Annotated in this window: 16 protein-coding genes and 1 riboswitch; all 16 genes read left to right on the top strand. The window is 47.0% G+C overall.

The features are described 5' to 3' along the window. Positions 1-19: 19 nt before the first annotated feature. The gene (locus ABTV53_RS17970; RefSeq protein WP_433744889.1) at positions 20-1,195 is read left to right on the top strand and encodes a D-alanyl-D-alanine carboxypeptidase family protein; all 1,176 of its coding nucleotides are present in this window, start codon (positions 20-22) and stop codon (positions 1,193-1,195) included. A gap of 144 nt (positions 1,196-1,339) precedes the next feature. Beyond that, positions 1,340-1,693 carry an anti-sigma F factor antagonist gene (spoIIAA, locus tag ABTV53_RS17965; protein WP_017687636.1) on the top strand — a complete coding sequence of 118 codons (354 nt, stop codon included), beginning with the start codon at positions 1,340-1,342 and terminating at the stop codon, positions 1,691-1,693. Beyond that, a complete protein-coding gene (gene spoIIAB, locus ABTV53_RS17960; RefSeq protein ID WP_421886473.1) occupies positions 1,690-2,145 on the top strand; it encodes an anti-sigma F factor in 456 nt (151 codons plus the stop codon). Before spoIIAA ends, spoIIAB begins: the two co-directional genes overlap by 4 nt. A 14-nt stretch (positions 2,146-2,159) precedes the next feature. Beyond that, a complete protein-coding gene (gene sigF, locus ABTV53_RS17955) occupies positions 2,160-2,915 on the top strand; it encodes an RNA polymerase sporulation sigma factor SigF (RefSeq protein ID WP_036607856.1) in 756 nt (251 codons plus the stop codon). Between the two features lie 420 nt (positions 2,916-3,335). Then, on the top strand, positions 3,336-3,992 hold the full coding sequence (locus ABTV53_RS17950) for a stage V sporulation protein AA (protein WP_339297325.1): 657 nt from the start codon (positions 3,336-3,338) through the stop codon (positions 3,990-3,992). Further along, positions 3,973-4,401: a stage V sporulation protein AB gene (locus ABTV53_RS17945; protein ID WP_026080996.1), complete on the top strand. Its 429-nt coding sequence runs from the start codon at positions 3,973-3,975 to the stop codon at positions 4,399-4,401. The genes ABTV53_RS17950 and ABTV53_RS17945 overlap by 20 nt, the downstream gene beginning before the upstream one ends. Positions 4,402-4,482: 81 nt before the next feature. Continuing rightward, the gene (locus ABTV53_RS17940; protein WP_433754271.1) at positions 4,483-6,093 is read left to right on the top strand and encodes a spore germination protein; all 1,611 of its coding nucleotides are present in this window, start codon (positions 4,483-4,485) and stop codon (positions 6,091-6,093) included. Between the two features lie 104 nt (positions 6,094-6,197). Continuing rightward, positions 6,198-7,529 (top strand): diaminopimelate decarboxylase, encoded by a 1,332-nt coding sequence (gene lysA / locus ABTV53_RS17935; RefSeq protein WP_017687645.1) that lies wholly within the window; start codon positions 6,198-6,200, stop codon positions 7,527-7,529. Positions 7,530-7,736: 207 nt separating this feature from the next. Further along, complete coding sequence (locus ABTV53_RS17930; RefSeq protein ID WP_433744884.1) at positions 7,737-8,168, top strand: peptidylprolyl isomerase; 432 nt, start codon at positions 7,737-7,739, stop codon at positions 8,166-8,168. A gap of 183 nt (positions 8,169-8,351) precedes the next feature. Then, positions 8,352-9,656, top strand: a complete 1,305-nt coding sequence (locus ABTV53_RS17925) for a hypothetical protein (protein ID WP_433754270.1) — start codon at positions 8,352-8,354, stop codon at positions 9,654-9,656. A gap of 168 nt (positions 9,657-9,824) precedes the next feature. Continuing rightward, positions 9,825-9,991, top strand: a riboswitch (FMN riboswitch). Positions 9,992-10,313: 322 nt separating this feature from the next. Beyond that, on the top strand, positions 10,314-11,417 hold the full coding sequence (gene ribD, locus ABTV53_RS17920; protein ID WP_433744881.1) for a bifunctional diaminohydroxyphosphoribosylaminopyrimidine deaminase/5-amino-6-(5-phosphoribosylamino)uracil reductase RibD: 1,104 nt from the start codon (positions 10,314-10,316) through the stop codon (positions 11,415-11,417). A gap of 52 nt (positions 11,418-11,469) precedes the next feature. After that, a complete protein-coding gene (ribE, locus tag ABTV53_RS17915) occupies positions 11,470-12,138 on the top strand; it encodes a riboflavin synthase (protein ID WP_150364570.1) in 669 nt (222 codons plus the stop codon). Between the two features lie 32 nt (positions 12,139-12,170). Beyond that, positions 12,171-13,403, top strand: a complete 1,233-nt coding sequence (locus ABTV53_RS17910) for a bifunctional 3,4-dihydroxy-2-butanone-4-phosphate synthase/GTP cyclohydrolase II (RefSeq protein WP_433744877.1) — start codon at positions 12,171-12,173, stop codon at positions 13,401-13,403. Positions 13,404-13,505: 102 nt separating this feature from the next. Then, positions 13,506-13,973, top strand: a complete 468-nt coding sequence (gene ribH / locus ABTV53_RS17905) for a 6,7-dimethyl-8-ribityllumazine synthase (protein WP_017687651.1) — start codon at positions 13,506-13,508, stop codon at positions 13,971-13,973. Between the two features lie 104 nt (positions 13,974-14,077). Then, positions 14,078-14,878, top strand: a complete 801-nt coding sequence (locus ABTV53_RS17900; RefSeq protein WP_433744874.1) for a segregation and condensation protein A — start codon at positions 14,078-14,080, stop codon at positions 14,876-14,878. Beyond that, positions 14,847-15,503: an SMC-Scp complex subunit ScpB gene (gene scpB / locus ABTV53_RS17895; RefSeq protein ID WP_221822076.1), complete on the top strand. Its 657-nt coding sequence runs from the start codon at positions 14,847-14,849 to the stop codon at positions 15,501-15,503. Before ABTV53_RS17900 ends, scpB begins: the two co-directional genes overlap by 32 nt. Positions 15,504-15,509 lie beyond the last annotated feature (6 nt).

Raw genomic sequence — 15,509 nt, 5'->3', positions numbered from 1 at the left:
CATTTGAGGAGGTAACCTTGTGAAGAAAAGAATAATGGCATCGTTCATGACCCTTTGTATCCTGCTGCCCCTTATGGCATCAACGGCATTGGCTGAAGAAAAACCAAAGGCAGCGGGAGGAACTGATCTGGCCCCGTCGGCGCGCTCTGCGATCTTAATGGATGCAGACACGGGAACGGTCATTTATGAGAAAAACAGTCATGATCAGCTGCCTCCGGCGAGCATTACGAAGATTATGACGATGCTGCTTACGATCGAAGCGATCGACTCGGGCAAGCTGAAGCTGACGGACAAAGTAAGAACGAGTGAATATGCCGCTTCCATGGGCGGTTCGCAGATCTTTCTGGAGCCTGGGGAAGAGATGACAGTTGATGACATGTTAAAAGGGATCGCGATGGCTTCAGGCAATGACGCCTCAGTGGCTATGGCCGAGAAGATTGCTGGCTCAGAGGAAGCCTTTGTACAGCTGATGAATGAGCGTGCGAAGGAGCTTGGCATGAAGGATACTCATTTTGCCAACTGTAACGGTCTTCCGGTCGATAATCATTATTCTTCCGCCCATGACATTGCCGTCATGAGCCGTGAGCTACTGAAGCATTCCGGGATTACGAAGTACACCGGTGCATATCAGGATTACCTTCGCAAAGATACGGAAAAGCCATTCTGGCTGGTGAATACAAACAAGCTGGTTCGTTTTTATCAAGGGGCAGACGGTTTGAAAACGGGTTACACATCCGAAGCGAAATTCTGCCTGTCCGCAACAGCGTCCAAGGATGGACTGCGTGTCGTTTCCGTAGTACTCGGTGAACCAAATACCAAAACACGGAACAGTGAAGTATCTTCGATGTTTGACTATGCCTTTAGCCAATATACGATGAAGGCTCTCTACAAGGCAGGGGATCTGCTGGGCAGTCTGAAGATCGAAAAAGGTGAAGTTGCTGAATTGCCTCTGAATGCCACGCAAAATTACAGTGTGCTGATGCGCAAAGGAGCCAAATCCAATGACATCCGCCATGAATTGCTGGTTGCCAAAGAATTGAAAGCTCCGATCAAAGCCGGGCAAAGTATAGGTAAACTTGTGGTTTACCAGGGCAATGACGTGATTAAGGAGTTCGATATTCAGGCTCCGCAGGATGTGAATAAGGCTGGCTGGTGGAAGCTGTTCAAGCGGACAACGTCCAACCTGTTTGACTAAACGGCGATTTCCGCGAGTTGCACGCATCCTTCGAACATATTTTGTAGTTAAATAGGGGTTTTCTTCTAGTTTTGTCGGGGGGCAGGAAAAGCCTTTGGAAGCGTAGAAATCCTTGTTCTAAGACAGGGAGGAGAGTGAGCAAACGTGAACTTGCATGTGGAAATGGAACACCATCGCGGGATTCTGATTGTACGATTATCCGGGGAGCTGGATCACCATACAGCTGACATGGTACGGATGCAGATGGATGAAGCCATCCAGCGGAGACAAAGCGAGCATCTCGTACTCAGCCTGAAAGATCTGCAATTCATGGACAGTTCGGGTTTGGGTGTCATTTTGGGAAGATACAAGCTCATTAAGAATAAAGGCGGCAAGATGGTGGTCTGTGACGTCAATTCGCCGGTGTACCGTTTGCTGGAAATGTCGGGTCTGTTCAAGATTATGCCGATATACGAAAATGAGGGAACTGCTCTCTCAGGTCTGGAGGTCGTCTCATGAATGAAGGAACAGGGACAAATTTCATGAATCTGCAATTCGCGGCCAAGTCAGAGAATGAATCGTTTGCACGGGTAACCGTTGCTGCGTTTATCTCCCAGCTTGATCCAACGATGGACGAGCTCAGTGACCTGAAGACGGTCATTTCGGAAGCCGTAACCAATAGCATCATTCACGGATACAACAATAACGCCGAAGGGGTTGTGTCCATCCAGGCCGAGATTCGGGAAGACATGATCACAATTATTGTGGAAGACCGCGGTGAAGGAATCGAAGATCTTGAACTGGCCAAGCAGCCGCTATATACGTCCAAACCCGAACTTGAGCGGTCGGGCATGGGCTTCACCATTATGGAAAACTTTATGGATGAATTCGAAGTCAGCAGTGAGCCCGGCAGAGGCACCTCCATCAAGATGAAAAAAAGGATTGAATCCAAGAAAGCATTGTATAATTAGGGGTTGGTGTTCTTATGGATGCTGAAGTGAAACCATCTTCACAGACCTATTTGGACGATGCCGAGGTCAAACGGCTGATTGCGCTCAGTCAGTCGGGTGACCATGTCTCACGGGATACGCTGGTGAACTGCAACATCAGACTCGTCTGGTCCGTCGTACAGCGTTTTATGAACAGGGGATATGATCCGGAAGATCTGTTCCAGATTGGTTGTATCGGTCTGCTCAAGTCAGTAGACAAATTTGATCTCAGTTATGACGTGAAGTTCTCAACCTACGCGGTACCGATGATCATCGGAGAAATCCAGCGCTTCCTGCGGGATGACGGTACCCTGAAGGTCAGTCGTTCACTGAAAGAGATGGCGAATAAAGTCCGCAAAAAAAGGGACGAACTGTCCAAACATCTGGATCGTCTGCCAACGATCAAGGAAGTTGCCGCAGAGCTGGGAGTGACCCCGGAGGAAGTCGTATTTGCTCAGGAAGCGAACAAACCACCGACCTCCATCCATGAGACGGTATTCGAGAATGACGGTGATCCCATTACGTTAATGGACCAGATTGCCGACGAGTCTCAGGAACGTTGGTTTGACAAGCTGGCGCTGAATGAAGCCATCGGTGGTCTCAGTGAGCGGGAGCGGTTAATCGTTTATCTTCGGTATTACCGGGATCAGACCCAATCCGAGGTTGCCAGCAGGCTGGGAATATCTCAGGTGCAGGTATCACGTCTGGAGAAAAAAATATTGCAATCCATCCGCGACCAGATCGCGCAGTGATTCTGGGATTGCAACAACAATATTGGCGCTTATGCACCAATATACGACAACTAACAACCTTCTATCGCGCATTATGGCGAGGAAGGTTATTTGTTGTTAGAGAAACCAAGTCAATATCCCCCCTCTTTTAATTCTTTCCTTTGCCACCTCCCAGCATATTTATTTCAACCGTTTGGAAACAGGAGGACGATGGGTAGCGGAGGGATGGAATCGGTCAAAAGGAGCGAAGCGTTCGCCTTTAGCACCGGATTTCCTCCTTGAAAAGGAGAGTTCAAGAAATCCGGGGATAACAGCGACCAATGACGGATCCATCCCGCAGCGTCAACTCACCCTCCTCACGATCTTTTTCCAACCAATTTGTAATAAATTTGCACATTCTTCAAATACTAACCTAAATTACGCAGTAAAGGAGTGCTATGGATGTCCCAGACACCCACTCCAATGGTCTATATTCGTCTGCGCAGCCGTATTCGCATCCAGAGGGGCAGAGCAGTCAAGCTTGGAGACATTGCACATGTACTGACCTCTTCTGAAGACCAGGAGGGCAGGCTGCTGGAGCTTGAACTGCTGCGCCCTGGACCGGAGGATGGCAATCTGATCCTCATTGATATATTGCAGATTATTCCCCGAATTCGGCACATCTTGCCGGAGGTAAGTGTGGAACTGATGGGATCAGGTCATACGTTGGTTGAAGTCATTGCGGGAAATGGTCAACCTTCCAAGTCCCTGTTCATTCTGGTTTGGCTGCTGCTGTTCTTTGGATCAGCCTTAACCATTATGAATTTCCATGCCGATGTGAACATGCAGGAAGTACAGATTCGAATTGTGGAGATGCTTACTGGGCATCGGGACGAACATCCCTATCTGTTCCAAGTGGCGTATTCCATTGGCATTGGATTCGGAATGGCAGTATTTTTTAATCATTTGTTCAAGAAAAAGTGGAATGAGGAACCTACCCCGCTGGAAGTGGAGATGTTCCTATACCAGCAAAATGTAGATAAATATGTGGTGATTGAAGAAAGCGAACGGATGCACGAGCAGGAACGCAGGGAGATGAATGCGGATGAGCGTTCTTAATGGAGCAATCAGCATTGTATTGGGTATTGCAGGGGGAATTGCCGTAGGAAGTGGCGTAATTGCGCTCATTCTGGTGCTCGATATGATTCCCAGGTTAGCTCAACTTACGCAATCCTATGACAAGACTCACTGGTATGAAGGGGCGCTAATTGGTGGTTCATTGCTCGGGACGGTGGCGGACTTCTGGCACTGGAAAATGCACGGGGTGCTGTTACTCAGCCCGATCGTTGGTTTGTTCTGTGGCGTGTTCATCGGTCTGCTCGCAGCAGCACTCACCGAGGTGCTTAATGTACTGCCCGTGCTAGCCAAACGATTGGGCATGAAACCATATTTGTTTGGATTACTGCTCGCCATGATTTTAGGCAAAATGACAGGTTCCCTGTTTGATTTTTTTATATATCAACGGTAAATCGTGGCCATAGGAGGATGGAAAATGGATGAACGTTCGGAGCACACAGGCCAGGAAAATAGTGATGGTATAAAGGAAGAGATGTTACACAAGTCTGCTTATGATATTCAGAAGGAAGAAGAGGAAAAAGCGTACAATAAGAAAAAACAAAATGAGATGTCCGACAGCATTGAGGAATCCGTACAATATTGGCAGGAAAACGATGATATCTCCCCACGCATGAGTGAGAATAGATATACGTTGCAACAGGTACTCGGACTTGGAGAATCGTTCGACGTAAATATGAGGGAAATGGTTCTGGGTGGCAAGCACGTTGGATTGCTGATGATCACCGGTTTTGCGAAGGATGAGATATTGCTTGAAATATTAAAAAGACTGACCTATCTCACGCCGGATGACGTGTCTGGACATGCACTCAAATCCTATTTTGAATGTTACATTCCCCATATTCAGGTAGAAAGAGTGGAAAAGATGAGTGCCGTCATCAACAAGGTTCTTACCGGCATGAGCGCAATGTTCGTTGAAGGAGACCGTTCGGTCTTAATTATGGATACCCGGAGTTATCCAGTACGTTCACCCGAAGAACCTTCATTGGAAAGGGTAGTCCGTGGTTCGAGAGACGGTTTTACCGAGACGCTTCTGACCAACGTAACCTTAGTGCGCCGTAGAATACGCGACCCTGGACTGAAATTTGAGATTATGCAGGTGGGGCGGAGAACACAAACCGATGTCTGCGTGGTGTATATTGATGATATTGTGGATAAAGTGCAGGTGGATTCGGTCCGTGAAAAAATTCAGCGAGTGGATATTGATGGTATTCCCTCCGCCGATAAACAGCTGGAAGAAGCGATTATCAACAAGGGTTGGAACCCGTTTCCACTCGTTCGTTATTCCGAGCGACCAGATGTTACAGCCTCACATTTGCTGGAAGGACGAGTTGTCATTTTCGTAGACACTTCCCCCAGTGTGATGATTCTGCCTACGACCTTCTTTGACCTGTGTGAACATGCGGAGGAGAACAGACAGACGGCCTTGATGGGAACGTATTTACGATGGGTGCGTTTTGCAGGGATTCTCATATCGTTGTTTTTGCTACCACTATGGCTTCTCATGGTTATTGATCCTTCGATTAAACCGATGGGGCTTGACTTCATTGGTCCGCAGGAAAATGTAAAGCTTCCGCTGATTCTACAGTTTCTACTGATTGAACTGGGCGTCGATTTATTACGGATGGCAGCGGTCCATACACCTACACCTCTGGCATCGGCCATGGGCTTGATCGCGGCCATTCTGGTCGGGGATATCGCGGTGAAAACAGGATATTTTGTCAATGAGGTTGTACTCTATATGGCTATCGCAGCCATCGGCATGTTTGCCACGCCGAGTTACGAGCTTGGACTTGCCAACAGGCTGGTCAGGTTGGTTCTGTTAGTCGCTGTTGCGATATTCAAGGTTCCGGGATTGGTGGTGGGCAGTACGTTGCTCATATTGGCGCTCACTATTCACAGGTCGTACAATTCTTCGTATTTATGGCCTTTTATACCGTTTAATGCAAAGGCCCTGGGCAACTTTTTATTCCGGCTTCCGCTGCTGGAAAATAAAAAACGTCCCTCATTTAACAAAACCCGTGACAACACCAAAATGTCCGATGATCCGGACGGAGAACTGCGAAAAAGTAAAAAACACAAATGATCTTCCGAAAAATCCATTCATCTCGCTGCCTAATTTGATATACTGGTGTAAAATCATTGGAATAGCAATTGTTCCAGTATATAAAAAAGTGAGGAATGCAGATTATGTATTTACATGGTACAAGTAAAATAAATGCGCAAGGGCATCTGGAGATTGGCGGAGTTGATGCAACAGATCTGAAAGAACAATTTGGAACTCCCCTGTACGTTGTTGACGAGCAATTGGTTCGCGAGCGTTGCAGAGAGTACATGGAAGCATTCCGTGCTTCCGGACTGGGCTTCCAGGTTGCTTATGCAAGTAAAGCATTCTGTGTAATGGCGATGTGTGCCCTTGCAGCTGAAGAAGGACTTTCCCTGGACGTTGTATCTGATGGTGAACTGTTTACTGCACTGCAAGCAGGTTTCCCGGCTGAGCGCATTCACTTCCACGGTAACAACAAAACGCTGGAAGAGATCGAAATGGCTCTGGATGCAGAGATCGGATGCTTTGTTGTTGATAACTTCAATGAATTGCATCTGTTGCAAGCTGTAGCAGCGGACAAAAATCGTAAAGTAAACATTTTGCTTCGTGTGACACCTGGTGTTGAGGCACATACGCATGAATATATTTCCACAGGTCAAACGGATTCGAAATTTGGATTCGATATCGGCAATGGTACAGCGTTTGAAGCGATTGACTTGGCTTCCAAGCAGTCTAACCTGGTATTGCTCGGTGTGCATTCCCACATCGGTTCCCAGATCTTTGAAGTTGAGGGTTTCCAGATGGCTGTTCAACGTGTTGCTGAATTTGCAGCAAGTGTATATGAGCGTCTTAATGTTGCTTTCAAAGTGGTTAACCTTGGTGGTGGATTCGGAATCCGTTATATCGACGGAGATACGCCGCTTGAAGTTGCGCAATACGTGAAGGCTATTACAGACGCCGTTAAAAATCATTTTGCCCAAATCGGTTATGCTGTACCTGAAATCTGGGTTGAACCAGGCCGCAGCATCGTGGGTGAAGCGGGAACAACGCTGTATACCGTTGGAACAAGCAAAGACATCCCAGGCGTGCGTAAATACGTTGCCGTGGATGGTGGTATGACCGATAACCCACGTCCTGCTTTGTATGAATCCAAGTACGAAGCCGTGCTTGCCAACCGTGCGAATGAGGCTGCTCAGGAAACGGTATCTGTTGCGGGTAAATGCTGCGAGAGTGGCGATATGTTGATCTGGGATCTGGACCTGCCAAAAGTGGAAAGTGGTGACCTGCTCGCTGTAGCTTGTACAGGTGCGTATAACTACTCCATGGCAAGCAACTACAACCGGATTCGTCGTCCAGCTGTTGTATTTGTCAAAGACGGTCAAGGAGATGTCGTAGTACGCCGTGAGACGTATCAGGATATCATCCAGAATGACCTGGTACCAGCGCGTATTGGCAAACAGCCAGTAACTCGTTAATTCGTTTTACAGTTGAAGCAGATGAAAAGGGCACTTCCTTTTTCGTCTGCTTTTTGTATATTCGGACTAAATTATGAAAAAAGTTGCCGTTTTTTTTGCGATCCAGACATTTTCGGTGTACACTAAGAAAAGTGCTGTAATGCTTGGCCCAGGGTCATGCGTTCTGGCACCACTAACGATGGTCAATACGAAAGGAGTCATTTACATATGGCGAAACAAGCGAAAATTAAATTGGCAAACGGCGGAGAAGTTCTGATCGATCTATTCGATCAAGAAGCTCCAAACACAGTAGCAAACTTTGAGAAACTGGCTAACTCCGGTTTCTACAATGGTCTTTCATTCCACCGTGTTATCCCGGGCTTCGTAGCTCAAGGCGGTTGCCCTAACGGTACAGGTGCAGGTGGCCCAGGGTACACAATCAACTGTGAAATTAACCCGAACAAACATGAGCGCGGAACTCTCGCTATGGCACATGCGGGCCGTAACACAGGTGGAAGCCAGTTCTACATCTGCTACCAACCACAACCACATTTGGATGGACAACATACTGTATTTGGTAAAGTAACTAAAGGTATGGAGTTCGTGGATGCTTTGGAAGGTAAAGATAAAATGGAAACTGTTGAAGTAGTAGAAGCTTAATAAGCTTTTGTAACTTTGACTTACTTGATCTAAACTCGGAGTGCTTCTTTTATAGAAGCACTTTTTTTATTTTAATAATGAAATAGTGCAAAATGAGCATAATGGATCTGGCGAAAGTTCTGGCCTGGGGTTATTCTGGCGTTAGACGAAGCGACAAGGGAGGATGAACAACCTTTGAATACAGTGGATCAATTACGTTTGTTAAAACAAGTCTATAGCGGACCCACACGATGGGACGAAGAACTACAGGCATCCCGACATGATGTTTCTCAGAGTATATCCGCACAGGATCTAGAAGCTCTTGAGGCAGCCGGACATGAACCCAATCGATTTGTACGTCCGCAGCATGATGAAACGATTACTGAGCTGGAAAAACTTGCGAATCAATGGACCGTAGAGGATGCCGCCCAGGCATTTGTCGCATCGATGTGGTCAGCACCCATGATCTGGCGTTCGTTGCTTACGGGCAAGCTTATTGCGAGCAGTATGCCAAGTCATGAACATACGCCATATCCATCTTCGAACACTTGTAAGATCTGCGGATTAAGTGTAGATCATGCAACCGACACGACGCTGCAATGGTATTGGCGGATGACCAATGGAACCCCGTTGGATGGTGATCCTTTTGGATATGTGTTGGCACTTCGAGAGCTGGCTGGGGCTCAGGAGTCTCCCATCCCCAATGATTACGACAGATGGGTATTCCGGGCAGTGTTAACGGTGCTTCGCGAATTACCACCCAAAACACGTTATAGCAAGGCAGCAATAGCTCTTAAGAAGGAACGCCTTTTGACTACACAAAAGGAATATGTCTATCGCGACTTGCTTGAGACGTTAGCTCTAATTGGCATACTGGATACGCCGGATCATCCCGGAATAATTACGGAATTCACTTCTTACATACAGCGTGACGAGCGCCCCAATATGCGGGTTGAAGTGCAGGCGCCTCTGGCGTGGTGGGACTCATCTGTTGGAATCAATGAGAACAACCTGAACAAGATATTCCATGATTTTGATCTGAGTAATATATCTCTTGCGGATAAGCCTGAAGAGAGCCCACCTGTAAAGGAAACGATCTTGGGTGCATTGGAGAAGATGAGAAGTGTCCGCGGAAAAGTACCCAAGGCATCTCCTGATGCAGGCACCGGGGAGGTACAGTCTGGAGATGTATATGCTGTTCGGGTCCGGGAAGGTGTATGGGTGACGGTATACTGTCATGAAGTCAGAGACAAGCGCGTCATCGTTGAATATCTGGATGGTGTCTTTCCTGACATGCCGGGAAAAGCAGATTTGCATGGGACGTTTCGACCAAGAGCGAATGGACGTTGGAAATGCTCGGCTATCGCGATCGATTCCACAAGTTGGGTCAGAAGAATAGCAAGAGGTTTTCCGCTTCCCAGTTCGCCGCTGCCAGAACCTGACCGAACTCCATTTCATAATGCCAAAGAATTAAAGCATATGGCGAGCTGGTGTTTTCCTGATATGTAGAATGATGCGATGGATGTGAAATGTGCCTCCAAGCAAAAACCGTACCTTCTTGTGAGGAAGCGGTTTTTTGTTATTTCTTAGCTTATTAAAAGTTAGTATGTGACAAAAAGGAACAAAAAACAATTGATTTTTTGGCATTAAAGTGCTAACATCCAAGTAATAACGAAAGCAATCCTTCAGGGCAGGGTGCAATTCCCTACCGGCGGTGATGCAGGAAGTGTAAGGACATATGTCCAACACTTGATGCAAAGTCCGTGACCTGTCTGCCATTGGCAGATGGCTGATCTGGTGTAATTCCAGAACCGACAGTATAGTCTGGATGGGAGAAGGAGAGGTGCAGACCTAACAGGTTTGCATTCAGCAGGAGTATTGCTGCACAGTCACGATTTGTGATGTCTTGCACTGTGCAGGGAAAATCCGGTTACGCCGGAAAGTTCCGTACATATGCCACAGATAAAAGCTCTTTACCTGTAATTGATGTTCATTAAGGTATGTGTCTATTTTCACTTGCCCGAAATGAAGTTTTGGGCAAAGTGTTGGCGTGCTGTACTCATTTCACTCCTGCTGGTGACATTTGTCTCTCATCATCCCCATCGAACTGATTGTTCGACGGGGATTTTTTAATAAACAAGACTTTAAACCGCGGGGTGAACGGATTTGGAAATGATCAATGATGAATTTTATATGGCACTGGCATTGGATATGGCAGAACGAGCACAGGGACAGACGGGAATTAATCCGGTCGTTGGATGTGTAGTTGTGAAACAGGGTCGTATTGTAGGCTTGGGGAGCCATCTAAAACGTGGAACCGGTCATGCGGAGGTACACGCACTAAACATGGCGGGCAGCGATGCAGAAGGCAGTACGGTATACGTTACACTTGAGCCCTGCAGTCATTATGGCAAGACGCCACCTTGCAGTGAACGCCTGATTCATGAAAAGGTGAAACGTGTTGTGGTATGTTGTGAAGATCCAAATCCGCAAGTATCCGGCAGAGGCATAAGCATGCTTCGTCAACAAGGCATTGAAGTTGAAGTTGGCGTACTGCGTGAGCGTGGAAGACGCATGAATGAAAAATTCATTAAATTTATTACAACAGGCCTTCCTTTCGTGACACTGAAAACGGCTACGACTTTGGATGGCAAAATTGCTACTCGCAGCGGAGACAGCAAGTGGATCTCCAACGAGTCCGCTCGTGAGATTGTGCATGCCCTTCGTCATCGTCACCAAGGCATTATGGTTGGTGTCGACACGGTGATCGCAGATAATCCGGAACTTACAACCCGTTTGCAAGTCGAAGGCATTAGTCCAGTACGCATTGTGGTGGATTCCAAGTTGCGTCTTCCCGTAGGTGCCAAAATGGTTAAGGATGGTCTTGCTCCAACATGGGTGCTGACAACAGACGAAGCCAGTCCTGAAGCAGCTGAACGTTTGGAGGCCTACGGCGTCGAAATTATACGCTGTGGTCCTGGACCACGTGTGGATCTGTTAAACGGACTTAGCAAGCTGGGTGAGCGTGAGATTGGTTCGATTTTGCTTGAAGGTGGAGGCACTCTGAATGGAGCTATGCTGGAGGCACGGTTGGTTGATCGACTGCTCATGTTTATCGCACCAAAGATTGTTGGCGGTTATGATACACCTGGAAGCTTCCGCTTCGAGGGTGTGGAACGTATGAATCAGGCGATTCAATTGAATCAGTTGGAGATCGAACAAGTTGGAGATAATATCAGCATTGGCGGTATTCCGGTGTGGCCTGAATAAATAAATGAATTTTAAAGAAGTAACTTTATAAATTAAACAGGGGGGCGGCAGCATGTTTACCGGTTTGGTGGAAGAAGTCGGTCAGATCCGGCGTATTGGTCGGAAAGGCGAAGCGATGGTCCTGAATATCGGAGCTTCCGCCATCATGGACGATCTGAAGATTGGTGATAGTGTAGCAGTGAACGGCGTGTGCTTAACAGCGACAACGCTCGAAGGTGGAGGTTTTACCGCCGATGTAATGCCTGAAACCTATCGCCATACCAATCTCAGTCAGCTACAATCTGGCAGTAAAGTTAATCTGGAGCGGGCCATGCAATCAGGCGGTCGTTTTGGCGGACATATCGTTCAGGGCCATGTCGATGGTACTGGAGTGATTGGCAGTATAACACGTGATCAGAATGCAATTGTGTTTGAGATCAAGCCTGATGATCACCAGTTGTTCAAATATCTGATCCCCAAAGGATCGGTTACACTGGATGGCATTAGCTTGACCGTTGTCCATACGTCGGATACTGCATTCACGGTTTCCATTATCCCGCATACCATTGGTGAGACTGTACTAAATGTGAAAAAGACAGGGGATACCATTAATATCGAATGCGATATTTTGGGTAAATATGTGGATCATCTGCTCCAGTATGGGAGAGGACATCGGGAGACTGGTGCTGGCAAGCCGCGCAGTATCAGTGAAGATTTTCTCGCCAATCACGGATTTGCATAAATAGAGAACAGAAATTAACTGGAGGTGGAGCAATGTCAGAACAATCCATTCTGGACACAATAGAAGAAGCTATATATGATCTCATGCGTGGCAAACCCGTCATTGTTGTGGATGATGAAGATCGGGAGAATGAAGGCGATTTTATCGCTTTGGCCGAAAAGGCGACACCTGAAGTCATTAATTTCATGATTACTGAAGGTAGAGGTCTGGTCTGTGTTCCGATTACACAACAACGTGCCGACGAACTTAACCTGAAGCCGATGGTTCAACAAAATACGGATTTCCATGGAACAGCCTTCACCGTTTCTGTGGACCACAAAGATACAACAACAGGTATTTCGGCACATGAACGCTCTATTACTGTGAAAGGTCTGATCGATCCTGAGGCGAAAGCCGTGGACTTCCGGAAGCCAGGTCACATGTTCCCGCTGATTGCAAAAGACGGGGGTGTGCTTCGACGTGCCGGACATACGGAAGCGGCTGTAGATCTCGCTATCATGTGTGGTTCCTATCCTGCTGGCGTTATCTGTGAAGTGATTAAGGAAGATGGCACAATGGCCAGACTTCCGGATCTGCAGGAGATTGCACGCAAGCATGATCTGAAGTTGATCAGTATTCAGGACATGATTCGTTACCGTAACGAAAAGGAGCAGCTGGTTCAACGTGAAGTGGCTGTACGTATGCCAACAGACTTTGGCGAGTTTCAAGCAGTGGCCTATACAAACGCTGTGGATAACAAGGAGCATGTGGCTCTGGTCAAAGGTGAGATTGATGGTTCGAAACCTGTGCTTGTACGTGTGCATTCTGAATGTTTGACAGGTGATGTATTCCATTCGCATCGTTGTGACTGTGGTCCGCAGTTTGATGCGGCACTAAAACAGATTCATGAGGAAGGCAATGGTGTACTGCTTTATATGAGACAGGAAGGTCGGGGTATTGGCCTGATCAACAAACTCAAAGCCTATAAGCTGCAAGAGGAAGGTATGGATACGGTGGATGCAAACCTGAGTTTGGGTTTTGCTGCCGACTTGCGTGATTACGGAATTGGCGCTCAAATACTAAAAGACCTTGGGGTTCGTCAGATCAGACTGCTGACTAACAATCCTCGTAAAATTAAAGGACTTGAAGGATATGGACTTGAAGTTGTGGAGCGTGTCGCGATCCAGATGGAGGAGAACGAGGACAATACGGTTTATCTTCATACGAAGCAAGCCAAGCTGGGACATATGCTCAAGTTCGATGATATCGAGCAGAACGAAAAGTAAATGCGTTGTAGATTGACTATTTCCACCATGTAATTTATGGAAGTGATTAGTTCCGAATTTCCGTTACTTACATTACATTATACCGTTAGGGAGATGACTTGAATGCCACAATTTTTTGAAGGACATTTAGTATCAGAAGGATCCAGATATGGAGTTGTTGTTGGACGTTTCAACGAATTCATTACCAGTAAATTGCTTAGCGCAGCGCTCGATGCATTCAAACGTCACGGCGTGCAGGATGATGAGGTGGATGTAGCCTGGGTTCCAGGTGCATTCGAAATCCCTTTGATTGCGCAGAAAATGGCAGAGAGCGGCAAGTATGATGCAGTGATTACCCTGGGAACCGTTATTCGTGGATCAACTACACATTACGATTATGTGTGCAACGAGATGGCAAAAGGGGTAGCAGCAATTAACCTCAAAACAGGCGTGCCTACAATCTTTGGACTGGTTACGACAGAAAATATTGAACAAGCGATTGAACGTGCCGGAACCAAGGCGGGTAACAAAGGTTGGGATGCAGCTACGGCTGCAATTGAGATGGCAAACTTGACGAAACAGCTAAAATAGTGCTTATTTAATAGTAGTGCCCTGCTTTGCGCAGACGAACACGGGAAACCGGATTCGGACGGCTTAGCAGGGTTTTGTATTTTTCTGGCGGGAGGATTCGTCTAGTGACGGTAGTTACATACAAACTGGAGACTTTTGAAGGGCCTTTGGATCTGCTGCTTCATCTGATTGATAAGGCTGAAATTCATATCCAGGATATTCCCATCAGCGATATTACCGATCAATACATGGCGTACCTGCATTCGATGCAGGAACTGGAACTGGATATTACGAGTGAATTTCTGGTCATGGCAGCAACATTGCTGTCGATCAAGAGCAAACTTTTACTGCCCAAACCACCGGTCATTGAGGATTTCGAGGATTATGATTATATGGAAGAAGAAGATTATGATCCACGTGCAGAGTTGATTGCGCGTCTGATAGAATATCGCAAGTACAAGGGAATTGCGCGTCATCTTCATGAACGGGAGTGGGAACGCAGCCTTATTTTTTCCAAAGAGCCCGAGGATCTGCGCCCTTATATGCCTGTAGAAGCCCCATCGAACCCGGTTGAGGGGTTGCATACCTCTGACCTGATTGCAGCATTTCAGAAGGCGTTACGCAAGGCTGAGAAGCGTACAACCGTAACCCGGATCAAACGGGATGAAATATCGGTTAAGGACCGGATACGGGATGTCATCGGCGCTTTGGAAAGTATGGGGCCGGGAGGCAGACTTTTATTCTCCAAGTTGATGGATAATCATATCTATCGCCATGAGATTGTTGTCACTTTTCTGGCGGTGCTGGAACTGATGAAGATGAAGCAGATTGTCTGTTATCAGGAACGGATGTTTGAGGATATCGTTATGGAGTGGAGAGGGGAAACAAAGAATCATGGATTTTCCGAAATTGAAATCGATTATTGAAGGCCTGCTGTTTTTGTCCGGAGAAGAGGGTCTGAGTATCAAACAAATTGCCGAGATCGTCGACCAGCGAGTGGAGCTTGTAACGGACGCGATTGAGGAGATGATTCATGAATTTTCACAGCAGGGACGAGGTGTACAGATTCTCAAAATCGCTGGTGTAGTGCAGCTGGGCACCTTGCCTGAACATGCTGTATATTTTGAAAAACTGGCGTACTCCCCAGCACGAACGTCCTTATCCCAAGCGGCTCTCGAGACGCTGGCTATTGTGGCGTACCGGCAGCCGATTACCCGGGTTGAGATTGAGGAAATTCGCGGTGTAAAATCGGAACGGGCCATTCATACGCTTGTGAATAAGGATCTGATCATTGAAGTGGGACGAGCCGAGGCGATCGGACGACCAATTCTGTACGGAACGACCAAGTCATTCCTGGATTATTTCGGATTGGCTTCAATTAAAGACCTTCCTGAACCAGGCTTATTCGAAGATTCGGAAAACTTGGAGGAAGAGACACAACTGTTATTCAACAAACTGGATCTGCAACAACTGGAACCGGAAAGTGCTGATCCGGCGGACGATCTAAGTCATATCGACAGCGAAGATGATAATACGGATTCTTCACTCTAATTTGCA

Source organism: Paenibacillus amylolyticus (assembly GCF_050990605.1).
Lineage (GTDB): Bacteria > Bacillota > Bacilli > Paenibacillales > Paenibacillaceae > Paenibacillus > Paenibacillus amylolyticus_H.
This window is presented reverse-complemented; position numbering and strand designations above follow the sequence as displayed.